We start from the raw sequence: 23593 nt of genomic DNA, 5'->3' as shown, positions 1-23593 counted from the left end.
ACAACTCCCGAAACATAGCAAATCTGGCCAATGAAGCACCTTTAAACACCCCATATTCCACAATTGCTCCCAGGCTGTTCAAGACTTTTTTTATAATTCATAGTGTGCGAGGATTTTTGAGACCCTGGAAGGATCACACGATAAATAAAAGTCATCCTCATAGTCAAAACTTTTGTCAAAGTCAGGTAGTTGTATCATCTAGTATTCTCCTTTGACTGATTCTTTAGCTGTTGTACTTTCGAGCTCTTGATAAAAAGGTAACGTCTGGTTTAAAGTTTTTTTGCATTCATAAATGAATCGGCTATAAGCTCTAACAATGGTTGTCCCTTTTACTATCTGATTATGTTCGAACTTTACATTTTTTACCTTTTTTTCAGTAAATTCAAAGGGAACTCGCAGCATGGGATGTAAAAAAGTCCGATAATAGATATTTTTTCTAAGCTTTTTAAATTCTTTGTCTAAACCGACGAATTCTTTTTCAAGTTCCTTGGATTGCTTCCTGTCTGTTAAATATTCAATTTGTCGGAGCCTGGTCGTCAGTCCATCCATTATATTTCCAATTTCGTCCCTGGCTTTATCCATGTCCGATTGTCTTTTCCAAATATTTTCCACATTATAAAAATAGTTAAGATCGTGATACCACTTCTCATCCACCACAGCATTCGTCAACTTTTGATTAATTACTTCCTCAAGGCTTTCAAAAATTGTGCCAGAGATGGCAGCCCCGCCTTTTGTTGTATTAATCACGTTCATTTTGGACTTTGAAATATAATATTCCAGTACTGATTTCATGCGCAAAAAGCTTTCATTGGTTAAAACTTCTTTTCCCTGAACATCTTTTACGGTCATTGCTTTATCCAGATCGCTTTTAGAAACCGAAGTACTCCTTCCCTCATACTCAATCCCAGATGAATAAAAACGGTTATCCCTGTATGCCAGATTTTGCCCGACCAGAATAACTGTACTTGCCTTTAGTCTGGAAAGAATCTGGAAGGTGATAATGGCAATAGAAGGTGCATCATCGACAATAAAATAATCCGAACGGTCTTCATCCAAATAGTATCCTGAAACCGTATCCTGGCTTGTAATAAAATGAATCTTAGGCCCAGGATAGTTCTCAAGAGTTTCAAAACCTACACTACTGCCAAAAATAAGAGGAATGTCGATTTTATTTGTTTTAATTTCTTCGACTACCAAATAATTCACCGCTTTAGGGTCGTAGGAGCAAACGGCATCGGGAATTATGCCATGTTTGATTAGTGTTTTGTTTGCTGAGCCTACCGCAAAAATATAAGCTAGACGGTTTTGTTTAATATATTTTAGATTTTCCAGTTCATCATTTAACGAGGGACCAGCAGAAACGATAATCACTGGATTATCTTTAAAGATGCCCTCATTTTTTTTGTGAAGAATGTTCGGTGTTTTGATGACTTTAGGAAAATTTTTCATACTATTGACCGTCCAGCGTTTTTCAAATGCTAAGTTTGTATGAAACGAGAACTTTTTGTTTTGCATGCTTTTTTTAAATTGCTTCAAAAAGGTTTGATAGGATTCTTTAAATACTCGCTCATAACTTGGCAAAGGTACCAGCAGCATATTCCCGTTCAATTCGTTAGTATGATGGACGAGGCTTTTCAGACTAGTCCTGGACGAGGTCTCCAAGTATAGGTTGGTCAACTGTTTTACAGGTAGACTTTCTAATCGCTTAGTAGATAGATAATGATAAAAGATAGCGGGGCTTGGTTCATACAATGAAAAAGAAATATTTGGAAACTCTTTCAAGAATGCTTCCACATGGTAGCCTAATCCCACTCCGTAGAATAACACATGTTGGTATTGGTCCATCTCATCTTTGTATTTTTGAACGAGACGCTCAGCTTCTTGTTCAGGGTTATATTTACTATGGAGTAGCAATGAACCACTTTCGGTATGCACTTGAAGAGTCGGTATTCCTGTTTTAGATTGAACCATTTCAATAGGTTCTTCTAATAACATTTCTTCATTTTCTTTGAAATAGTCTCTTATTTGCCGATAGTGCTTTCTTAAATAGTTAATGTTTTCAATTAACATTACTTCTTGTCCCTTCCCGGTCAATCGTTGTTGTTGTTTCGGTTTTCAATGAATTCAATACGGCCAGTACCTCATATTGAAGGATATCAGCAATAAGAATGTGATCCTGCGTATTTATTGCCTGTTCTAATGAGGAAAACTCAGCAACTAATGTAGCATGCAATCGGAGATAGGCATCCCAATTTCCCGGGTGATGCGAACCTTTGTCAATGGTATCGATGAGCTGATTCAACCATTGCAAGCCTTCTAAAAGTTGCCCAAGCTTTTCCCAGGATTCATTAGTTGGTCCCTGGTATAATTCATCTATTAAAATTTCCAATTCAGGAATAGCTCCTGTTAAATAATCTTCTTTTGTGATAAGGCAATCGTTCACGAATTGCTTAATGGACTTAAGGACAACCTTCACCTCTTGGATAGAAGCGATGTCTTCCTCAATTCTCAGTTCAAACTGATCAAAAATTTCCTCATCATCAATTATTAAGTGACTAAAGAACTGATTTGAATCAGAAACTTCGTTTTCAATTTTCTTAATGATGGATTCAACAGCGGATAATTTATTCTCAAATTCAAATGAATTGTCGTTAATTGTAAGAAGCACCTAATAAACCTCCCATAAACTTAGGTAATTATACTATTTATATCGGTAAAAATCGACAACTATCAAGGGTAATTTGTGTTTTATTTCTGCGAATATGAAAACACAAAAAAACCGCCGTCTAAAACGGCGGTTTTAAATACTATATTATTGAAGTAGTTGAAGAACACCTTGTGGCTGTTGATTAGCTTGAGCCAGCATAGATTGAGCAGCTTGAGAAAGGATATTGTTCTTGGTGAACGCCATCATTTCTTTAGCCATGTCTACGTCTCTGATACGAGATTCAGCAGCAGTAAGGTTTTCTGAAGAAGTACCCAAGTTGTTAATAGTATGTTCTAAACGATTTTGGTATGCCCCTAGTTTAGAACGCTCAGCGGATACTGTTTCAATTGCATCGTTAACTGTGTCAATAGCACTGTTAGCACCGGACTGAGAAGAGATGTCAATACCACGGTATGCAGTGTCTCCGGAAGCAAGTGCTGCAGAATCTACATAAGCAACTGCATCTGTTGCAGCAGCAAGGTTACCGCTCGCAGCAGTACCTGTTACATCACTAGTTGAATAGTATGCATCATCAACAAATACAGCTACAGTGTTACCGCTGGCATCTTGCAATACGGATTGACCGCTGTAGTCACCGCTAGTTGCATTTGCTACATCCAATTCTTCCCCTACTTTTAGTGTTTCAGCATCAACTGCATTGATAGAAAGAGAAATGTTTTGGTCTTTGTTTGCACCGATATGGAATTTACCTTCAAAGTTACCATCTAATAGTTTTTGGGTGTTGAACTCTGTATCGTCTGCAATACGAGTCAACTCTTCAGACAACTGGTTTACTTCTTTTTGAAGTTCAGCACGGTCTGCGTCGGTGTTCGTATCGTTGGAAGATTGAACAGCCAATTCACGCATACGTTGAAGGATAGAGTGAGTTTCATTCATCGCACCTTCAGCAGTTTGAATCAAAGAGATGCCGTCTTGAGCATTGTTTTGTGCTTGATCCAATCCACGGATTTGTCCGCGCATTTTCTCAGAGATTGCAAGTCCTGCAGCATCGTCTCCAGCTTTGTTGATACGAAGACCTGAAGAAAGTTTTTCTAAAGAGTTTTGAGTAGCAGATTGGTTACCTGCAAGTTGGCGGTGTGTGTTTAACGCCGCAATGTTGTGATTAATTCTCATTATTATTTCCTCCCTGAATGGTTAAATATATCCCACGTCCTTGTGGTCTCCACCGCATGAACCAAAGCGGCCGTCTTTGGCATCATTTGGTGTACATTTATATTATCGGAGAGAATTGCATAATGTTTAACCTCTTTTTGAATTATTTTTTAATAAATTCAGCAAGTCTTTTGAAACGTGAGCAGCCTCATTGTTTTCACGCTTAATTTCGAGATAGATTTCCTTCCTATGGATGTCGATATGTTTTGGTGCAGTTATTCCCAGTTTTACTTGCTCTCCATCTATCTCTAATACTTTTAGTTCAATATCTTCTCCGATTTGAATTGCTTCATCTAATTTTCTGGTTAATACAAGCATCATTAATCCCCCTTCTCACTAGAGGAAATGGATTCAACATTGATTGGTTCCTTTGTACCATATCTTTTATTATTCGTTATAAACTGTTTTCCCATACAATTCCTGTTATTTATAACAAGGGGAGCCTGTAAATTTATCGTACTTTTTTCAAATGGCTCTTTTAATGAAATAATGGCCAAAATGACTACCTCTTGTTCTTCATTTATTTCTAATACATCTAAAATGGCTTTATCTAATTCAACCTCGTAACTACTGTTAAATTGATAAGGTGCAGTAACGATGAAGGCTAGTTGTTGGGTGTTGATAGATTGTAATATTTGAAAGACAGGGTTGTCTGGAAAATCTAACAAAACGAACTCCTTCTCTTCAATAAAACCCGGAATTCCATGTGGAAAAGCGATCACCTTTTCTCTATCTATCTCTACTTCTCCCAAATATTTTGTTTTTATTTTCATATTCATCATCCTTTTATATCAACATTTCAAAATCAATACCTTTAAATTTCAAATTTGCAAAGTCAATATCCAAACTCTCCTTTTGAAGAATAGATGTTTCTACTCCACCGGGTTGATTATTGATGATTGGCTTGTTCGGCTTATTTTCAATAATCGGTTCATGGGTTTGGACATTTATCTTCAGCTCGGACGGCTGGTAATCGGTTTTCACGGCAAAATGGGATGGAATCCAGCCAATATTGAATTGCTTCATTGGTTTTTCCCCATTTTGTTTTCCTTGAGAGGCTATTGGATTTCCTCCATTTTCAATTTTCATCAGTTGCTCCCCTTGGCTCACTCTTCGCTGCATGCCCTTATATACTGCCTCTTTCCCTTTTTGAGCCGCTTCAGATATGCTCTTGGCAGCACTCTTAAGATTCATATCCTCCCAAGCTTTTGATTGATCAATAGTCATTTTGGACGGTATGCGTTGCATGGTAACTTCAGCATGGGGTTGTCTGATTGTTTGCTCTGCTTTTGGTTGTTTAATGGTTTGCTGTACCGGTGTCTGCGTGATTTGGATTTTTGCCAGTTTAGATTGCATTCTGACCTGAGGCAGTTGCATACGTGCTCCTCCATTCCCTTCATAGTAAAAAGCCTTGCCGCTCATATAGAGGGCAAGTGCTTTCACCAAAATTATTTTTATCTTAGAAAATCTGTCAAAGTTGGCTGGATAATTCGTGACCCGGCACTGAGAGCGGCCCTATGAACACTCTCCTGAGTGGTTAGTTTCATGATGACTTTTTCTAAATCAATGTCTTCATTATCTGACATCATTTTGTTAGCTGTAACTTCTTGAGAAGAAAGGCGGTCTTCTATAAGATCTAACCGGTTCATGCGTGCACCTAAATCTGCTCGCTCGTTTACTACATTGTCGATATGATTATCCAGCGAAGAAATATTGGCACCCATTTCTTCATCAGGTATATCAGACCTCAAGGCATCAGAGAAAGCTTGAATATCGTCGAACAAGTCACTACTGAATACTTCTCCGGCATCAATATTGGCCTTTAACTTAGTGCCGCTGGCCACTTCGACTAGAACGTCTCCACCACCCTCCTGGACTTCACCATCGATTACAGGAGGGGTATCGGTTTTCGTACCATTGAAAATATATTTCCCGTTCACTTTCGTATTGGCAATGTCAGCCAAATGATCGCGCAATTGATCAACTTCTTGTGCCATGTTTTCCCTTTGTCCATCTTCATACGTTCCATTACTGCCTTGAACCGCTAATTCCCGTAGTCTTTGAAGAGCTTGCGTAGCTTGATCCAAAGCCGAATCAGAGTTGTCCATCCAGTTATGAACTTCGCTTGTGTTACGCTGATATTGCTCAATCTCTGTCACTTGCGTGCGGTAATTCATACCTTTCATAGCGACCACTGGATCATCAGAAGGCCGATTTATCTTTTTCCCCGTCGATAATTGATCCATATAGGTCCCTAAACTATTATAGCTGTTGCTTAAGTTTTTCAACATATTATTCGAAAGCATCCCTTGTGTTACGCGCAATTTCAGTCACCTACCTTCCGACTAATCCCATATTATTGATGATCCGATCAAGCATTTCATCCACGGTCGTCATATTCCGTGCAGCCGCATTGTATGCGTGCTGGAATTTGATCATGTTTGTCATTTCTTCATCGAGCGATACGGCACTGACCGATTGTCTATTTGCATCCACTTGATCTCTGAGTACCGTAGCGTTGCTTTGCATCCGATCGGCTTCCTGAGCAACCACGGCCATTTCACCGATAACCCCTTCATAGTAACTTTGTATCGACGAACCTTCTCCCAGTTCGCCGACACCTTTCTTACGCATTGCTTCAGCCATGGCGAGCGCGTTTTCCCCATTACCGCTGTCTCCATTGGCACTGACAGCAATCAAGTCACTATCTTCTTGAATTGCTTCAGATACTTTTATCGATGCGGCAGCATTTTCCGGGTCGTCAATCACAAAGAATTCCTGCCCAGGGCCACCATTGGCATCAACACCTTGAGCGTGAACTTCATTAAGTGCGGCAGTTAGGTTTTCAGCTAAAAAATTCAACTCGTCCAGCATATCCGGATATTCCCCAACTGCTTCGCCACCATCTATGTAGCCATTGGATTCCATGAGTGCTTTCATTTTACCTTGAGAAGAAAAATCAGCCGCAGCAATGGAATCAGTCGATGTTTCATTGCCATCCTTGTCAATGGTTTTAAAATTGAATTGCTCTACATTTTGTTTATCATCAAGACCTATTTCCATTTGCTTATACTCGCCAGATGATGCGTCGATCAAGACGGTGTCTGTATCTTTTCCTTGTGCATCAGCCAAAGTGATAGTTGCTTTCCCCTGTGCAATCGCGTTTGGCTGTCCACCGCTGCTTTCATAGGAAACATTGATATTCACAAGGCCGGAGAGCTTATCTATACATCTGTCTCGTTCATCATATAAATCATTAGGTACCAGACCGTGGGGTTCAATGTCCCCGATTTGTTTGTTTAGGTTGTTTATCTGCCTGACTAATGAATTTATCTCCTTTTTCGTAACATTCATTTCTTCCTGCAGATTGCTTCTTTCTGAATTTAAAGAATCGGAAACATAATTAAACGTCTCAGCAACCGCAGTAGCCCGTTGCACCGTAACAGACCTGGAGCCTTCGTCTTTATTGGTAGCCAAGTCCTGAAGCGATTGCCAAAAACGATCCATTGTTTTCGACAGCCCTTGCTCTGACGGCTCGTTCATGATCGATTCCATTTGCTCCATCGCACTTGCTTTGGAGTCATAGTAACCGAACTTGGCATTCTCGCTTCGGTATTGCTTGTCCAAAAACTGGTCACGGACCCGTTCAATTGACCCCGCCTGGACACCGCTGCCTACTTGCCCTGGAATCTGTGGTCTGTTTCGAGATGCCGGCGGGTATGGACCCGTCTGTTCGAAATTGACTCGCTGTCTGGTAAAACCCTCCGTATTCGCATTGGCTATGTTATGACCGGTGGTATATAAAGCGGATTGCTGGGTCGTCAGCGCACGTCTGGCTACCTCTAATCCGTTAAAAGTTGAACTCACACTTGTTACTCCTCTCTCCCTACGCTTTTGAATCAAACAGCGAACGCTTGGATGATTGTGATGCCTGCTGCTGGATCTTTGCATTTCCGTAATTCATATTTTTCAAGGAAGGATCCATCATATCTATTGACATTTGAATGAATTGTAAGGATTGCCTTGTTAGATCCTGATTTAGGTTCTCTTGCTGTTTTAAGTCGTACAGCACATTGGTCAGCTTTAAAAAGCGATTTTCTAAATCTATCTTCTCCTGCTCATCCTCCAAATGGTCAAGGATGACCGATACAGTAGCTTCTTCCGGACGAAGGCCGGCTTGAATTGCCCATGCTTCCACTTCCTGCTGACGCTGCTTCTCAACCTGGTTGATTGCCTGCACATGCTTTCGTTCTTGCAGCATCAGACTTTGCAGCTTATCTGTTTCACCGGATTTCAGCGACTCTGTTTTTTCTTTTGAAAGGGTTAATAAACTGTCATGCAGCTTGATCATACGCTGTAATGATTCCACGATCGGTTGAACGGACATCGGATGTCCTCCCTCTAGCCTTGATTATTCCAAAATTCAATCATCTTCTTAGCAGTCTGTTTTGGATCGATATTATATTCGCCGGATTCTACTGCCTGTTTAATTTCCTGTACTCGCTGCTGCCGTGCCGGATCTGGTTTCGCCGTTTCCTGAAGCTGTTTTGCCTGGCTCGAGATTTGTATTTTATCTTCTTTGTTTGTCAATTCTTTTTTCACTTCCGCCTGCTTCTGCAGTTGTTTTTGGTACGGATTAAAGTTGGTTTGATTGGTACCATTAATCTTCAATGCACTGCACTCCTTTCACGGTTAACTGGCGTACATGCTCTAATCTTAATATCGGCAGATGGGCAGTATTGTTTAATAAAAAGTCATTGTTTTTTTTCGACTGTATAGTATGTGTTTGCTTCTTGAACATTCTGTTGGTTACGTCGGGCGATTTCATCCAATTTTCTTTGTTCGTCCAGGTCTGCTTGCATCTCTGTCAGGCAGTTGTTACAGAGATTACCGTCTGATATCATCGTCCCGCATCGATCACATGGATAAGTCAAATTCGGGAATTGAGATGGCCGTAAACGTTTTTCTTTTATAAATTTATAGATAATTTCTTCATCTACTCCAGTAGCTTCTACAATTTCCGGGATAGTGGCCTGGCGATTTTTTCTCGGGCGCAGGTAATTGTAAACTGTCGTGTAAGCACGCTCCTCTTCTTTGTAGCAATCCTGGCAAATTGACCGGACACCAGATACAAACAATGCATCACAGCGTGGACAGTTCATTAATTCTCCCATCGTCGTTCCCCCTAAAAGCATTTTTCGTACATTATAGCACATGACTCCCTGAACCGTGACAAGAGAATGAGAAATAATGGCAGAACAGCCGGAGACATGAACCGGGGACTGTCCCCCTTGGAGAGAAATTAGAGATTTTGGCTCGGGAGGGGACTGAACCCAATCAGGGGTTTTTCTCTCTCATTTTTAAGTGGAATGTTGATAAAACAGGATTTTTAGTTTCGGAAGGTCTGTACCTTATAGTAAAGGTTAAACTTCTAATTTGTTAGCATAAGAAATTAATTGAATATATATCACCTAATTTGCTATTAAAAGGTTGCCACCTTCCAATTTATGTTAGAATTATAATTATCATTTAACAAGGAGGAAGGAAATGACAACTTATAGAGATAAGTGGTGGTACTCCAGCACAGTAATTGTATGCCTTTCATTTTTAGGTTTTCTAGTTGTTCCTGGAATTTTAGCTATAATTTTGCTAATAATTCAGTCCAAAAAAAGAAGTGAATTTTATAACCATCTGAAAGAGGATGAGTTACTAAATATACCAGTAAGGGAAAAGGATGAAAAAATAGCCAACCTAAACAAAGAACTAGAGCACACTACACGTGAACTTGAAGAAAAGTCATCTATTCTAGAGAATAAAAACGAACTAATCAACAAAATAATTGAAGAAACAAAAAATGATACTCTCACAGAAAAAGAAGAAATTATTAGTAATGCAAAAAAGGAAGCAGATTCTATAAATAATTCTGCTAATGAGGATTTAAAAATAGTATTAGAAAAAACACAAGAACAACAAAATAAACTAGAATCGATGAACAATGAATATGAAATGTTACTTAAAGAAATAAAAAAGTATAGGACTCAAGCAAGGAAATATAAGTCAGAGGTTGTTGGATTAAAAAATTTTAATGAGAGATTTCCTTTTACTATTAATTTTGAAGAAGTAGAAAATCAAATAGAACAGTTAGAAGAGGAATTGTCTGATGACTCGCTGATTGGAACAGTTATGACTCTTCATTTGCATTCGGATAATTCAAAAGAACTACGTAAGCTTTCTACTGCAACGAATAAAGAAATAAAAAAGGTATTATCTAAATTTGAGGATAGATACTCAACAAAAAGTAATAAGACCATTTATAATTTGATGATTATTGCTCTCCAAGCTGAAATACAAATATTATTATTTCAATTAAAATATAATAATCTTGAAGACTCGAAATAGAAATGGCTAGAAATAAACAATTACTTTTAGAGGAGAAAGATGAATTAAAAGTAAAACAGTTAGAAGACAGATTAAAAGAACTTGAATCGCAAATGAAAAGTGTCAATGATAAGAAGGAAGAAATATCAAGTTTAGCACTTGGAAAAGCGGGATATGTTTATGCTATTTCTAATTTAGGATCTTTCGGAGAAAATATGTTTAAAATTGGCATGACAAGAAGAATGATTCCTCAAGAAAGAATTGACGAATTAGGAAGTGCATCAGTTCCTTTTAAATTTGATGTGCATGCTATGGTTTTTAGTGACAACGCAGTAGAATTAGAACAGAAATTGCATTCTGAGCTAAAAGAACAGCGTGTAAATAAAGTGAATTTCAGAAAAGAATTTTTTAAAACTGACATCGACAATTTACGGAACCTAGTTGAAGAAATAGATCCAACAGTTGAGTTTGTATCTACTATGTTGGCTGAAGAATATAATCAAACACTTGCCATTGAAAATTCAGTAATAGCTTAAGATGTTTTAAGCCTGGGGTAATGTCCTAAGGCTTTTTTCTTTGGAGGTGTGTATTAGCTTCGAACAAGCGTAAAGGAGTAAACTTCCGGGGATCCGTTTGTTTTCAGGGTTCGGGCGGCATGGCGGAGGGTAGTGCCGGTAGTGTAGATATCGTCAATTAGAATGACCGGTTTATCGGTCGTCTCTACGATCGAAAACGGGTTTTCAGTTTGGATGCGCTGCCGGCGGGATTTTTTGGACTGTTTTTCGCCATGTATTCTGCTCAATAATGGCGAAGCCGATTTATCCAATAACTCAATCAGCGCCACTGCCTGATTGAAACCCCGCTCGTACAGTCGCTCCTCACTTAATGGGATGGGTACTAACATTGCGTGCTTTCGCAAGTCGCTGCTAAAGGCATTCCGATAACTTGCCTGAAAATCCACCTGAAATGCTTCACGCAATTTATAATCACCGCGATACTTCCATTTGGCCAGCATCTCCTGCATCCCCTTATTATACGCGTAAACAGACCGATTTTGCTTCAGGGCCCCTTTCCACTGGTCGAGCTTTTCCCACCGGCGACAATCTTGACAGGTTTCGCCCCCTTGCTTAACGGGCCGGGAGCACTTGACACACAAAGCCCCGTCAAGCTTCTCCAACATTGATTCGCACCTCACACATAAATATTTCACCCGATCAGGCAGCAAAACATTTCCCCAATGCGTTTCGTTCACGATTTCTTGATCACACCATAAACAATGCATCAAATCCTCACCGCCCGCTTGTTCATTGCTTGTATCGAACGGACGGAAGCTACCATCGCATTCGTTTTCCCCGCATGAAAAAACAGCACCTCACCATCCGGATCATCAGGGCTCCTCCCTGCCCTGCCTGCGATCTGCACAAGTGCAGCCTCATCGAATACAGAATGCCCTGCATCCAGCACGGCCACATCAACAGAAGGAAAGGTGACACCCCGTTCCAATATCGTTGTGGTGATCAGCACGTTCAGTTGTTTATTTCGAAATTGCCGGACCTTCTCTTCCCTGTCCTCATCGGCAGCATGGACAGAAGAAACTGCCGATAAACCAAACTGATTATTCAGCACCAGACCGATTGCTTTCTCCATTTTTCCGGCAAGCTCCACGTGTGGCACGAATATCAATAGCTGTCTATTCGGTTGCTGACGATGCTTCAGCCATTCAAAAAAATTGTCGGGAGGGAGATTTTGTCGCAATGACTTTTTCATTCGATTGGAAAGCATAAAGCGGGGTACTGGAAGAGGGTGTCCGTGGAATCGGACCGGAACAAAAGCGGATTCTAGTTGACCAGAATCGATCCGCCGGCGCTCTTCTTTTCTCGGAGTTGCTGTCAAATACACACGGGCAGCTTCTTTTTTTGCAGCTCGGGCAGCCGCAAATGGTAGTGAAGGATCTTTGTGATATGGAAATGCGTCGATTTCATCGATAATGAGGACATCGAATGCACGAGCAAAACGCAACAGCTGATGGGTTGTCGCTAGTACGAGCTGACCGTCACCCGTTTTATCCTCGCTTCCCCCATACAAACCGGAGATTGATACGTCAGGGAATGCCTGTTTAAATCGGGGCAGCAGTTCCCTGACCACATCGGCGCGTGGCGTAGCAAGACAAACACGCTTGCCTGCTTCCAGAGAACTTCCTATTCCTTCAAACAGCATCTCGGTTTTTCCAGCGCCACAAACCGCCCAGATCAGGAGCTCCCCATTACCAGCTTCCATCACTTCCTTAATCCGGTCGGAGGCATGCCTTTGAGCGTTTGTCAATTGCCCTTCCCACCTGCACACGTTTTCCTGAACTGGCCATTCTGGAGGAGAGCCCGTCCAAACATACAACGGCTGGCATTGAAGCACCCTCCCCATTCCCACGCAGTTACGGCAGTAAAGATGGGTTTCGTTACAGCGGGCGCAAGGGATATTTGCAAATTGTCGGCGCAGCTTGTTGCCACAGCGGCGGCAGCGCCATCCCCACCAATGGCCTTCGATTGAGTTAACAGCTTCAAACGCTCTGGCGTGGAGTAATTCACTCCATTCAGAAGCATCAAGAGGAATTTCTTCCTTAAGCAACAGTTTTCCGGCAAATCGTTTGGCATGTACAAAATATTTTTCCGGGATTTCTTTTTTAGAGGCTACTTCAGAGGGTTTGTTAGTAGAGGGAATCCAGTCAAAAGTGGGATGAAAATACGACTGGATGGAGGTAAACAAATGAAAAATGAAAACCAGCTCCTTCCAAGATTGATGCCCCGCCAAATTGAGGCGGGACATAGATTATATAAAATTGAATGATAGCTTGAACCTATTTAAAATACCAGCCAAGTCCGATGGCACCTTCGCCTAAATGGGTACCGATCACTGGACCGAAGTAACTGACGACCACTTCGGCGTTTGGATACTTTGCTTCGAAATCCTGTTTCATCGCCTGTGCTTCCTCTTCACGAAGTGAATGAATCACGGCCGCCCGAATCGGCTTACCGGTTTCGGCATCAGCCGCAAATAAATCTTCAATCCGCTTCAAGGCACGCTTCCGGGTACGGATTTTTTCAAATGGAACGATTTTTTTATCTTCAAAATAAAGCAGCGGTTTTACCTGGAGCATGCTGCCAACCAAAGCCTGGGCACCATTTAAACGTCCCCCTCTATGCAAGTTGTTCAAATCATCAACCATAAAGTAAGCGCTCATCGACTGCTTCATTTCATCGAGCCGTGCCAGAATCTCTTCAACCGTTGCATTGTCGGCGGCCATATCTGCAGCCTCCAGGGCATAAAACCCTTGTACCATACAACTCATTTCCGAATCATAAGGGTGTACGTCAATTCCTTCGACCATTCTCCCGGCAGAACCGACAGCTTCAAACGTCCCGCTAATCCCGCTTGATAAGTGGACAGAAATGACGGCATCATAATCCTTAGCCAGTTCTTCCAGCTTTTCGGTGATCAATCCGATCGATGGCTGGGAGGTTTTTGGCAGTTCCGCGGCAGCTTTCACCATCGGATAAAATTCATCTGCCGTAATATCGACTTCCTCCTGATAGGATTGATTTTCAAAAATGACGTTGAGCGGCACCATATGTATATTTTTTTCACGGCGGACCTCTTCCGGTATATAAGCCGTACTATCAGTCATAACAGCAATTTTCATAAAATCTACCTTTCATAGACAAAGTTTCGATTATGCTTATCTTCTATTTTACAGGCAGATTCCATGATTATCTAGCACAAAAAAATTCTTTTGGCTAAATTTGCTAGAATGGTAACCTTTTCCGGCACACGTCTGCTCGCAGAATGGACAAAAGCCGGGGGATATCCCCCGGCTTTTTCAGTGTTGGTTACAGGACTTCGACCCAGCCATTTCGAATAGCTGAAACAACGGCCTGTGTCCGATCGTTTACATTCATTTTTTGCAAAATATTACTGACGTGGTTTTTTACCGTTTTTTCACTAATGTACAATGCCTCCGCGACTCCGCGGTTGCTCTTGCCGTCAGCCAATAGCTGCAGCACTTCGCATTCTCTCCGTGTCAGCAAATGCAATGGTTTGCGATAATCGATTTGTTTTTCCACCGGCTTGTTGGCACTTTCCTCAGCCAGTCTGCGGTATTCCTGCACAAGGTTGTGGGTTACTTTCGGATGGAGGTAGGAACCGCCTTCACTGACGACCTTAATCGCCTCGATCAGCGCATCAGAATCCATTTCCTTCAGTAAATACCCTTGCGCACCGGTTTTTAAAGCATGTGTCACGTAATTTTCATCATCATGGATTGATAAAATGATGACGCTTATGTCCGGGTGCTTCTCAATCAAATCCGAAGTTGCCTGGACACCATTAAGGTTCGGCATGTTGATATCCATCAAGACGACATCCGGATTGTACTCTTCCACCAGCTTTACTGCTGTGGAACCGTCATCCCCTTCAGCGACAACATTGAATGAAGGCTCGAAATCTAAGATTCTTTTAACACCTTCACGGAATAACTTGTGGTCATCGACTAATAATATGTTGGTTGTCATACTCTGTTCCTCCTAATTGCATGAAGTGAAACTCCTTCAGCGGGAATTGTCTGCCCGCCAACGGCCAGAATAAATCAACATATACCAGGACAGCGTTAAACACCGCCTTTTAAGTTGATTTTTTCCTCTTGCTGTAATAGTTGCTATGTTTTCTACCACCAGTTACTAAACCTTTCTGCTGTCGCAGTGTGTCTCTTTCTCTATATTATACATGATATAGCTGGATTTGTATTAATTTGAGCAAGTTTTACTTTAATTTAATCATCCTCAAATTACGACATTAGTCAATCCCGCTATACTTCCTGCTGGTTCAACGGCACATTGATAATCACGGAAGTGCCTTCGTTGATTTTGGAGTAAATATCGATTTCTCCATCCAACATTTCAACACGTTCCTTCATGCCGATGATACCGAATGACTTTTCCCTTCTGTCACTCATTTCAAACCCTTTTCCATTATCTTTGATCACCAATCCAACTTTGTCCTGCATAATCTCCATCTTTACCTGGATCAACGTCGCCTCCGAGTGCTTGACGGCATTCTGCACCGATTCCTGCATTAGTCGGAACAAGGCCACTTCATATTTGGTGTCAAGCCGCCGCTGCTCTCCAAGCGGAGTAAACTCAATCTTGATTCGGTTATATTCTTCCGTGTTGGTCAAGTACTTTTTCATGGTCGGGACGAGCCCGAGATCATCAAGTGCCATCGGGCGCAAATCATAAATAATCCGCCGGACCTCCGACAAGGATGTATGGACCATTTTCCGCATGCTTTTCATTTCCTGGACAGCTTCTTCGACGCTTCGCTCACGGAATGTGCGGTCGACTAGTTCGGAGCGCAAGAGAATGTTGGCAAGCATTTGCGCTGGCCCGTCATGCATCTCACGGGACAAACGTCTTCGCTCTTCTTCCTGGGCTTCGATGATTTTCAAGCCGAATTCTTGTTTTTGCTGAGCGTCCTGAAGCACCTCGGACACTTGTTTGAAATCATCGTTCAAATAATTTAAGACGACGGAAATCTTGCCGACTAGACCTTCCGCCCGCTTGACTGTCTGTTCCAGCGATCGAAGGCGCCGCTCAATTTCATCCCGTTTCTCGCGCAGATTTTTTTCCTTTTCCCGCTTCATCGTCAACTCGGATTGTAACGTATGGGTTTGATCATAAACCTCTCTGATTTCTTTTTCTGAAAAGTTATCAAAATGCTTACTTACTTCAGATAGTCTAATTCTGGAGAAACGTACTTTTTGTTCGAGATCGTCGCCTTCTTCTATAACATGGATGACCTGACGCTTCGTTTCAGCTAATTCGTTTTGCAGCTGTTCGTACTCCTTACGGGACTCTTCGCCTATGTAAAAAACTTCATCCTTACTGTTTTCCACCGTATCGATCATCTCAGTTATAATATGATCCAATGCTTTCTCATCTGCTTTCTTTGTCATCTTTCTCCACCTATCTCCTCATAGTACATTCGAAGGATAAATCAGGCTTATGGGGGTAATTTTCCCTGTGCTTCAAAATTTTATAAAAGGTCTTCCTTCAAAAAATTCCATTATGCCCAAAAAAGCCCAACATGCGCGGCCAGCAGTTTCTCAATTATTTGCGGCACTTGCTCTTACTTTATATAATGAAGATTTAGGAGGTTAAATGCAAGATGCTAAATAGCTATTTTACCGTAAAAACCGAAGGGACGGATGAAGTCACCATACAGAAGTCTCGCTTCATCGGCCATGTAAAGCGGGTCGAAACCGAGGAGGAAGCTCAAGCCTTCATCGGGGAAATTAAAAAACGACATCATGATGCTACCCATAACTGCTCTGCCTATATGATCGGGGAACATAACCAAATCCAAAAAGCCAATGATGACGGCGAACCAAGCGGAACAGCTGGTGTTCCCATTCTTGAAGTGTTAAAAAAGAAGGACCTTAAAGATACCGTCGTAGTGGTGACCCGATACTTCGGAGGGATCAAGCTAGGCGCCGGCGGATTGATCCGTGCGTATTCCGGTACAACCTCGCAGGCGCTGGATACGACCGGGATCGTTAGACGCCAGCTAATGAAACACTTTCTTGTCAAAGCTGATTATTCCCTACTCGGCAAATTGGAAAATCAACTTCGCAATTCGGAATACTTGTTGAAAGACATCTCCTATCAGGAAAATGTAGCTTTTTCTGTTTACGTCGAAAGTGGTCAGGAAGAAACGTTCACCGACTGGATGGTAGACCTAACCAGCGACCAGGTTGAAATTACACCCGGCGGAAGCTCTTATTTGGAAATCGACGTATAGTACTTTTTTTCGACATTATTTCCCGGGGAATGATAGTGGTCGAGGTCTTTCGTGGAAAAGAAACGTCATTTTCCACTTATGGATGGCAAGTTTGTCGAAGTTGGATGTGGCTATCAGCTGTGAAACCTTACTTAATCTAGCGTTCCGTTTTAAAAGAGGAAAGGCAATCCTCTGTGAAAAAATTCACCGGATTGCCTACACTCTTACCTTCGATAATGCTGCTTTATCTGCGATGATTTGGACGTTATCATGGGTTTGCAATATCGAGGCAGGAAATTCCTCCGTTACATCCCCATGAAGCAATTGATCTAACGCCCTCGCTTTTTTCTCTCCAGAAACGAGCAATACAATTTTCTCGCTTTTCATGATCGTTGCAATCCCCATCGTAATCGCTTGTTCCGGGACCTCCTGCATGCTGTTAAAAAAGCGGGCATTGGCTTCTCGTGTTGATGGCGCGAGATTGACAACGTGGGTTCTCGTTTTAAACGATGTTCCCGGTTCATTAAAGCCAATATGGCCATTTACACCGATTCCCAATACTTGCAAATCGATTTCCTGATGGTCCTTCAACCGTTGTTCATACTGCTCGCATTCCTGTTGCAGGTCATCCGCTTTTCCATTCGGAACAAAGGTTTGCTGCTTATTGATGTCAATATGGTCAAAAAACTTGTCATCCATGAAATAACGATAGCTGTTCGGGTCTTCTCCAGCGAGACCGACATATTCATCGAGATTGAAGGTAGTCGTTTCACGGAATGACACTTGCTGCCGCTGATATGCATCGATCAGCTGTTTATAAACTCCTTCTGGCGTTGAGCCTGTCGCCAGTCCGAGTACGGGGTTTTCCAGCCGCTTTACTGTCTCCATAATTAACTGGGCACCTGCTATGCTCATAGCCTCATAGTCTTCTACTTGTTTAATATTCACGTTCGTTCGCCTCCTCGTATGCCAATTCTCCACGGCAAAAAGTGTATTTAATGGAGACATCGTCTTCCACCAACAAAACATCCGCATCTTTTCCTGGCGCAAGGCTTCCTTTTCGATCATACATGTTGACTTGCTTTGCCGGGTTGACTGCTGTCATGGTTACAATGTCCGTTAACCTCGCATCGGTAATTTCCATCATATTTTGGGCGCCCTGGTACATTTTCAAAATAGATCCAGCAAGCGTCCCATCACTTAACGTAGCACGGTCCTCTGTTACCGTTGCTTCTTGTCCGCCAAGATCATAAGTGCCCGGTTTTAAGCACTTTGCCCGGAGCGCGTCCGTAATCAGCATGAGGCGTTGACTGCCAATGTTCTGATAAATAAAATTGATCATCTCCGGAGAGACATGAATTTTATCAGCAATTAGTTCGCTTTTCAGCTCTTCCAGTGTTAAAGCAGCCCCTACAACCCCGATATCACGATGGTGAATTGGCGACATCGCGTTACATAGATGGGTCACCTGTTGGACACCGTTCTCGACCGCTTTTCGCATATCGGCGATGGTTGCCGATGTATGTCCTGCCGATACGTTAATTCCGTGACCGGTAAGGTATTTGGTAAGTGCTCCATCCTCATCTTTTTCAGGCGCCATAGTAATCGTCTTGATCCGATTACCAGAAATTCGCTGCCATTTTTCAAATTGCTCTACATCTGGAGCTAGAATGTGTTCCTTCGGCTGGGCACCTGCTTTGCTTTCCTCGATAAACGGTCCTTCCAAATGGATTCCGATGATCTCCGCTTGAGCCGGTTTATTTTGGTAACGAGCTACATTTTCCAATGCTTTATGGATGTTATTGGTAGACTGGGTAATGGTTGTCGCCAGGAAGCTTGTGGTCCCCTCACGTGGAAGGACGGTCGCCATCGTTTCCAATGCTTCCGGAGTGGCATCCATTACGTCTGCCCCGTTGGCTCCATGAATATGCCCATCTATAAACCCGGGAATAGCATTAAGACCGTTTCCGTCCACCACGACTGCCTTGTCGGATGTTTCGGTAGTCAGCTGTTCCATTGGGCCGATTTCTTTTATTTTTCCTTGCTCAGCCAATAAATATCCCTTCTCGATTACTTCCTCTTCCGCAAAAACCTTAACATTTTTTATGAGTAACGTGCCTTCTTTCGCCACAGTCGCTCGCCTCTTTTCTAAATAATTGCAAAAAACACCGATAATATAGGAAGTCACTTTTAAGGTATCACAATGAGATATAGTTGTCTATACATTAATATAAGTATATACTTAACCTGAATATTTTGATAAAATTTTTATAGCTTTTCATTTTCTCTTTACAAGCCAGGCGATGAAAGGAGATGGATATGGTCGATAAAAATTCACCATTACCTATATATTATCAATTGGAAGAGGAAATCAAACACCTGATCGAAACCGAACAATTAAAACCGGGAGAACTCCTCCCTTCCGAGCGGGAATACGCAGAGAAACACCACATCAGCCGGATGACTGTCAGACAAGCCATTAACAACCTGGCCTCTGAAGGGCTGCTGTATCGCCAAAAAGGCAAAGGTACATTTGTAGCTGAGAAAAAATTCGAGCAAAACTTACAGGGATTGACCAGCTTCAGTGAGGATATGCGGGCTAGGGGTCTTACTCCTTCCAGTAAGCTTGTACGCTTCGAGGAAATGGAGGCTGACGAAAAACTTGCTGCCAATCTGGCAGTGGACATCGGAGAATCGATTTTTAAAATCGAACGGGTTCGGATGGCAGATCAAGCACCGCTGGCAGTAGAAACAATCTACACATCGAAGAAAATCGCAGGGAACATGACGAGAGAAGACTTTGCACCGTCGTTTTATGACTATATCGAAAACACGCTCGGCCATACCATCAAGCATGCCGATCAGGAAATTGAATCGGCACTTGCCAATGATAAGGAAATCAAGTACTTACAGCTTAAACCAGGTGATCCTGTGTTGTTAATCGAGCGTCTCACCTACTTAAGCAATGATGAACCATTCGAATATGTCAAATCCGCCTACCGGGCAGACAAATACAAATTCAAACTGCAAATGCCCCGTTAAGCTCGGATGGGACGGTGGGATGGGGACAGCACGCTTGAGGGGACAGTCCCCTACCGCTAACATAAGAGCCCATATGTGCAGAAAAGACCGTTTAGGGGTCAGTCCCCGAAACGGTCTTTTTCGTGTCTTCCCTTATATAAAAACCTTGTCATTGGTGGATTTAAGCGGATCGGGGACTGACCCCAAAGTCGGTTTCTTTTTATTTATGTTTGGTTTGGGGTCAGTCCCCGCAATCACCTTTTTTCGCATTTTTGTTATTTTGGGGACTGACCCCGGCGGGATTCCTAGTAAATTGGCTTCAATGAATCAAACAAAACCCCAGCTTTTATTAAAGCTGGGGTTTTACGATTGTTATTCTTGTTTTAAGTCAAGTATATTTTCCTGGCCAATTTTAATGGTACCGCTTTGAAGTAATCTAACCTGCTCGTTATCTCCGAGGTTTGTGAAGATGACAGGGGTAATGGCAGAAGCTGCATTTTCTCTAATGAATCCGAGGTCCACCTTCAGGAGTTTTTCCCCTTTTTTCACTTGCTTCCCTTCGCTTACAAATACTTCAAAGCCTTTTCCTCCAAGCTGCACGGTATCAAGTCCGACATGGACCAGCACTTCATGTCCAGTGGAAGCTTTAATTCCGACAGCATGCTTGGTCGGGAAGACGTTGATGATTTCGCCATCGACTGGGGCAACAAACAAGCCGTCTTCTGGTTCGATTGCAAATCCATCACCCATCATTTTTTCAGAGAATACTTCGTCCGGCACTTCTGTAATTTCCATTAGCTTACCAGATGCAGGAGCAACAAAATCGTTGCTCGCAAGTTTTCCTACTGTTCTCTGGCTTTCTTCAGCCGGGATTTCTGCATCCTCTTCTTTTCCCGGTGCTTCCATGTTGTTGTTTTCCATTCGTTTACGCATTGCTTCAGCAAGGAAATCAACTGTAGTTCCCACAACCACATGTAAATTTCGCTTGTTCAGTTTCATGACACCATTGGCTCCTTGGCGTTTAAGCGCCTTCTCATCGACTTCCTCCATGTTATTCATTTCCAGGCGAAGCCGGGTTGCACAATAGTCCAGGTTTTTAATATTTTCTGGACCACCGAGTGCTTGTAAATAATGATAAGCCTTAGCATCATAATTCTTACCGCCTTTAGCGATAATCCCGCTTTCATCGGCATGTTCTACGTCCTCATCCTCACGGCCGGGGGTCTTCAAATCGAGCTTGACAATCAACACGTAGAATACCACAAAGTAAATAGCCGCAAAGACCAGTCCTTGAATGAACAAAATGATTGGATTTTGTGCTATACCGAAATTTAAGACATAATCAATGAAACCGGCTGAAAAACCAAACCCATGCCGGATATCTAGCCATAAAGCTATGATCATAGAGATACCAGTCAGTATGGCATGTACCACATATAAAAGTGGAGACAAGAACATAAATGAAAACTCAATTGGTTCCGTTACACCGGTCAAAAATGCAGTAAATCCGATACTGAATAACATACCACCAACCGCGGCTCTGCGTGTCTTTTTAGCAGCGGCATACATGGCGAGACAAGCTGCCGGCAGACCGAACATCATGATCGGGAAGAATCCTGCAAGGAAAGTACCTGCAGACGGGTCTCCTTGCAAGAAACGATTGATTTCTCCTCTTACCGGCTCCGAAGCTCCCTCGGGTACGAAGGAACCAAAATCAAACCATACCAGGGTGTTGATGACATGGTGGAGTCCAACCGGAATTAAAAGCCGGTTGAAAAAGCCATATGTTCCGACCCCAAGGGCGCCTGCACCAAGCATCCATTCCCCTAGACCATTGATCGCTGTCTGAATTGGCGGCCAGATGAGTCCGAAGATACCAGATAAGATCACCATGACAATTGCCGTGATGATCGGGACAAACCTTTTTCCACCAAAAAAAGCCAACCAGTCCGGGAGTTGGATATTGGAATACCGGTTATAAAGCAGACCAGCAACAATTCCGGCGATAATACCGCCGAATACGCCCATATCTAACTCATCACCAAAGGCTCCGACACCGCCAGTCAATACCAGGAATGCTACTGCACCTGACAAGGCGGCAGCTCCGCTTCCATCACGAGCGAAGCCCATCGCTACGCCAATCGCGAAAATAAGTGCAAGATTATCTAATATCCCGCTTCCTGCCTGGCTGATAAACTGGATATCCAACATATCATCAGCACCCAGTCTAACCAGTAGAGCAGCAGCAGGGAGCATAGCGATTGGAAACATTAAAGATTTACCAATTCGTTGTAAAAACGCTAGCATTAATTCCACTCCTCTATATTTTGAAAACGCTGTAGAAAGTATAACACCGGTAATATATAGATGTCTATACCAATTCTATTTAGTGTGGGGACAGTCCCTCCAACTACAATTTTCGACTAAACTTATTATAGAGGGACTGTCCCCAAAAATAAAACAAAAAATTACTTTTCCTCAGGAATAGGACTTGGTAATACTGGAGCCAAGGCAGTTACTTCGGCTTTTCTATCGTTTACATACTGATGATACCGAAACCTTCTTGGTTCAAAAAAATAAGACAACAGCCTGTCTTGGTCTACTATTCTTTTTTGCATTTCCGGGAACATATATTCATTGTAACTGCTCCACTTATATTGTTCAGGGATAGAACAAATCTTGGCTGCGCATGGATTTAGGTGAATATAGCGGGAAACGTGGAGAAAATATTGTACTGAAGTAATGTAGTGGGCATGAAATCTTCCCTGAAAAACGTGGCCGACTAGATCATATTTTCTGTTGAAATAAATAGCATATTTCGTATGGAGAATTTTCATAAACATACTCGGGGCTTGTTCGGTGGCTTCCACGAGGAGATGGATGTGATTGGGCATAAGGCAGTAGGCATGTAGCTGAAAAGGATACTTCTGTTTCACGGATTGGAGAATTTCCAGGTATCGGTGAAGATCCTCCTCATCCCTAAATAAAACTTGCTTCCTGTTTCCCCGGGCCGTAATATGATAAGTTCCCCCGGGGACCCAGGCTCTCAACATTCTCGGCATTAGCATTCCCTCTTTCCTTATAGTATTTCAGATAACCTTTCGACAAAATCACTTAAAACCCTCTTTAACAGCATCTCTAAATGAGAATATTTTAGGGGTCAGTCCCCCACCATGGTAAAGTGGTAGCGTGTTAAAGTATGGAAGCAAAGAAAAAGCGTTGACTGGAATTTCAACGCTTCTTCTCTTATATCGTTTAGGCATTTTCCGATTTCACTACATGATTCTGGTTCAATTCCTTGATTAAGTGCTCGATAAATTCATGGGAATCATTTATTTGAGAGTTCTCTGTTTTATCAATCAATTTTGATAATACGCTTTTATATAACTCTTGCTCTTTCATTACTTCACCTCATTTTTTCTATCAATCTAAGCTTTTATATAAGTCACAGAATCATCTGACAAATTCGTTTTTCTTCATAATTGTTTC

General features: G+C 42.2%; 26 protein-coding genes. 5 read left to right on the top strand and 21 right to left on the bottom strand.

Features of this window, described 5'->3' with window-relative positions:
- Positions 1-198: 198 nt before the first annotated feature.
- From BN1067_RS09230 to BN1067_RS09180, 11 genes are all read right to left on the bottom strand, one after another.
- Positions 199-2070 carry a motility associated factor glycosyltransferase family protein gene (locus tag BN1067_RS09230; protein WP_053218580.1) on the bottom strand — a complete coding sequence of 624 codons (1872 nt, stop codon included), beginning with the start codon at positions 2068-2070 and terminating at the stop codon, positions 199-201.
- The gene (locus tag BN1067_RS09225; protein WP_053218579.1) at positions 2060-2668 is read right to left on the bottom strand and encodes a hypothetical protein; all 609 of its coding nucleotides are present in this window, start codon (positions 2666-2668) and stop codon (positions 2060-2062) included. The genes BN1067_RS09230 and BN1067_RS09225 overlap by 11 nt, the downstream gene beginning before the upstream one ends.
- A gap of 144 nt (positions 2669-2812) precedes the next feature.
- Positions 2813-3841 carry a flagellin N-terminal helical domain-containing protein gene (locus BN1067_RS09220; RefSeq protein ID WP_026570973.1) on the bottom strand — a complete coding sequence of 343 codons (1029 nt, stop codon included), beginning with the start codon at positions 3839-3841 and terminating at the stop codon, positions 2813-2815.
- Between the two features lie 126 nt (positions 3842-3967).
- Positions 3968-4198 carry a carbon storage regulator CsrA gene (gene csrA, locus BN1067_RS09215; RefSeq protein WP_026570974.1) on the bottom strand — a complete coding sequence of 77 codons (231 nt, stop codon included), beginning with the start codon at positions 4196-4198 and terminating at the stop codon, positions 3968-3970.
- Between the two features lie 2 nt (positions 4199-4200).
- Entirely contained in the window at positions 4201-4653 is a 453-nt protein-coding gene (fliW, locus tag BN1067_RS09210) for a flagellar assembly protein FliW (RefSeq protein ID WP_053218578.1), read from the bottom strand.
- 13 nt (positions 4654-4666) lie between these two features.
- Entirely contained in the window at positions 4667-5257 is a 591-nt protein-coding gene (locus BN1067_RS09205; RefSeq protein ID WP_053218577.1) for a DUF6470 family protein, read from the bottom strand.
- A gap of 77 nt (positions 5258-5334) precedes the next feature.
- Positions 5335-6204 carry a flagellar hook-associated protein FlgL gene (flgL, locus tag BN1067_RS09200; RefSeq protein WP_053218576.1) on the bottom strand — a complete coding sequence of 290 codons (870 nt, stop codon included), beginning with the start codon at positions 6202-6204 and terminating at the stop codon, positions 5335-5337.
- A gap of 10 nt (positions 6205-6214) precedes the next feature.
- On the bottom strand, positions 6215-7747 hold the full coding sequence (gene flgK, locus BN1067_RS09195; protein ID WP_053218575.1) for a flagellar hook-associated protein FlgK: 1533 nt from the start codon (positions 7745-7747) through the stop codon (positions 6215-6217).
- 19 nt (positions 7748-7766) lie between these two features.
- Positions 7767-8267, bottom strand: coding sequence for a flagellar protein FlgN (locus tag BN1067_RS09190; protein ID WP_053218574.1), 501 nt, complete (start codon positions 8265-8267; stop codon positions 7767-7769).
- Positions 8268-8281: 14 nt separating this feature from the next.
- Positions 8282-8551: a flagellar biosynthesis anti-sigma factor FlgM gene (gene flgM / locus BN1067_RS09185; protein ID WP_053218573.1), complete on the bottom strand. Its 270-nt coding sequence runs from the start codon at positions 8549-8551 to the stop codon at positions 8282-8284.
- Positions 8552-8634: 83 nt separating this feature from the next.
- Complete coding sequence (locus tag BN1067_RS09180) at positions 8635-9054, bottom strand: TIGR03826 family flagellar region protein (RefSeq protein WP_053218572.1); 420 nt, start codon at positions 9052-9054, stop codon at positions 8635-8637.
- A 373-nt stretch (positions 9055-9427) separates the two neighbouring features.
- Here BN1067_RS09180 and BN1067_RS09175 point away from each other — a divergent pair, with 373 nt between their 5' ends.
- On the top strand, positions 9428-10279 hold the full coding sequence (locus BN1067_RS09175) for a hypothetical protein (RefSeq protein WP_053218571.1): 852 nt from the start codon (positions 9428-9430) through the stop codon (positions 10277-10279).
- A gap of 2 nt (positions 10280-10281) precedes the next feature.
- On the top strand, positions 10282-10794 hold the full coding sequence (locus tag BN1067_RS09170) for a GIY-YIG nuclease family protein (RefSeq protein ID WP_053218570.1): 513 nt from the start codon (positions 10282-10284) through the stop codon (positions 10792-10794).
- A gap of 53 nt (positions 10795-10847) precedes the next feature.
- Here the strand turns inward: BN1067_RS09170 and BN1067_RS09165 are convergent, their stop codons facing one another.
- The 5 genes from BN1067_RS09165 to BN1067_RS09145 form a co-directional block, all read right to left on the bottom strand.
- Complete coding sequence (locus BN1067_RS09165; RefSeq protein ID WP_053218569.1) at positions 10848-11540, bottom strand: ComF family protein; 693 nt, start codon at positions 11538-11540, stop codon at positions 10848-10850.
- A complete protein-coding gene (locus BN1067_RS09160; RefSeq protein WP_324777876.1) occupies positions 11540-12580 on the bottom strand; it encodes a DEAD/DEAH box helicase in 1041 nt (346 codons plus the stop codon). The genes BN1067_RS09165 and BN1067_RS09160 overlap by 1 nt, the downstream gene beginning before the upstream one ends.
- Before the next feature lie 529 nt (positions 12581-13109).
- Positions 13110-13952, bottom strand: a complete 843-nt coding sequence (locus tag BN1067_RS09155) for a DegV family protein (protein ID WP_053218568.1) — start codon at positions 13950-13952, stop codon at positions 13110-13112.
- 187 nt (positions 13953-14139) lie between these two features.
- Positions 14140-14820 (bottom strand): response regulator, encoded by a 681-nt coding sequence (locus BN1067_RS09150; protein ID WP_053218567.1) that lies wholly within the window; start codon positions 14818-14820, stop codon positions 14140-14142.
- A gap of 293 nt (positions 14821-15113) precedes the next feature.
- Complete coding sequence (locus tag BN1067_RS09145) at positions 15114-16259, bottom strand: sensor histidine kinase (RefSeq protein ID WP_053218566.1); 1146 nt, start codon at positions 16257-16259, stop codon at positions 15114-15116.
- 49 nt (positions 16260-16308) lie between these two features.
- Between BN1067_RS09145 and BN1067_RS19850 the strand changes: the two genes are divergently transcribed.
- Together BN1067_RS19850 and BN1067_RS09140 are read left to right on the top strand one after the other, a co-directional pair.
- Positions 16309-16464, top strand: coding sequence for a hypothetical protein (locus tag BN1067_RS19850; RefSeq protein ID WP_199868499.1), 156 nt, complete (start codon positions 16309-16311; stop codon positions 16462-16464).
- 7 nt (positions 16465-16471) lie between these two features.
- Positions 16472-17104 (top strand): YigZ family protein, encoded by a 633-nt coding sequence (locus tag BN1067_RS09140; RefSeq protein WP_053218565.1) that lies wholly within the window; start codon positions 16472-16474, stop codon positions 17102-17104.
- 195 nt (positions 17105-17299) lie between these two features.
- Here BN1067_RS09140 and nagB read toward each other — a convergent pair whose 3' ends face one another.
- Entirely contained in the window at positions 17300-18031 is a 732-nt protein-coding gene (gene nagB / locus BN1067_RS09135; protein ID WP_053218564.1) for a glucosamine-6-phosphate deaminase, read from the bottom strand.
- On the bottom strand, positions 18021-19214 hold the full coding sequence (nagA, locus tag BN1067_RS09130; RefSeq protein ID WP_053218563.1) for an N-acetylglucosamine-6-phosphate deacetylase: 1194 nt from the start codon (positions 19212-19214) through the stop codon (positions 18021-18023). Before nagA ends, nagB begins: the two co-directional genes overlap by 11 nt.
- Before the next feature lie 188 nt (positions 19215-19402).
- Between nagA and BN1067_RS09125 the strand changes: the two genes are divergently transcribed.
- Positions 19403-20125 (top strand): GntR family transcriptional regulator, encoded by a 723-nt coding sequence (locus tag BN1067_RS09125; RefSeq protein WP_053218562.1) that lies wholly within the window; start codon positions 19403-19405, stop codon positions 20123-20125.
- Positions 20126-20476: 351 nt separating this feature from the next.
- Here the strand turns inward: BN1067_RS09125 and nagE are convergent, their stop codons facing one another.
- The 3 genes from nagE to BN1067_RS19845 form a co-directional block, all read right to left on the bottom strand.
- On the bottom strand, positions 20477-22411 hold the full coding sequence (gene nagE, locus BN1067_RS09120; protein ID WP_053218561.1) for an N-acetylglucosamine-specific PTS transporter subunit IIBC: 1935 nt from the start codon (positions 22409-22411) through the stop codon (positions 20477-20479).
- A gap of 161 nt (positions 22412-22572) precedes the next feature.
- Positions 22573-23166, bottom strand: a complete 594-nt coding sequence (locus BN1067_RS09115) for an REP-associated tyrosine transposase (RefSeq protein ID WP_199868498.1) — start codon at positions 23164-23166, stop codon at positions 22573-22575.
- 193 nt (positions 23167-23359) lie between these two features.
- Positions 23360-23506, bottom strand: a complete 147-nt coding sequence (locus tag BN1067_RS19845) for a hypothetical protein (protein WP_199868497.1) — start codon at positions 23504-23506, stop codon at positions 23360-23362.
- Positions 23507-23593 lie beyond the last annotated feature (87 nt).

This window comes from Virgibacillus senegalensis, from assembly GCF_000821245.2.
Lineage (GTDB): Bacteria > Bacillota > Bacilli > Bacillales > Amphibacillaceae > Sediminibacillus > Sediminibacillus senegalensis.
Note: the sequence above shows the minus strand (reverse complement) of the source record. Positions and strands in the feature narration are given on the sequence as shown.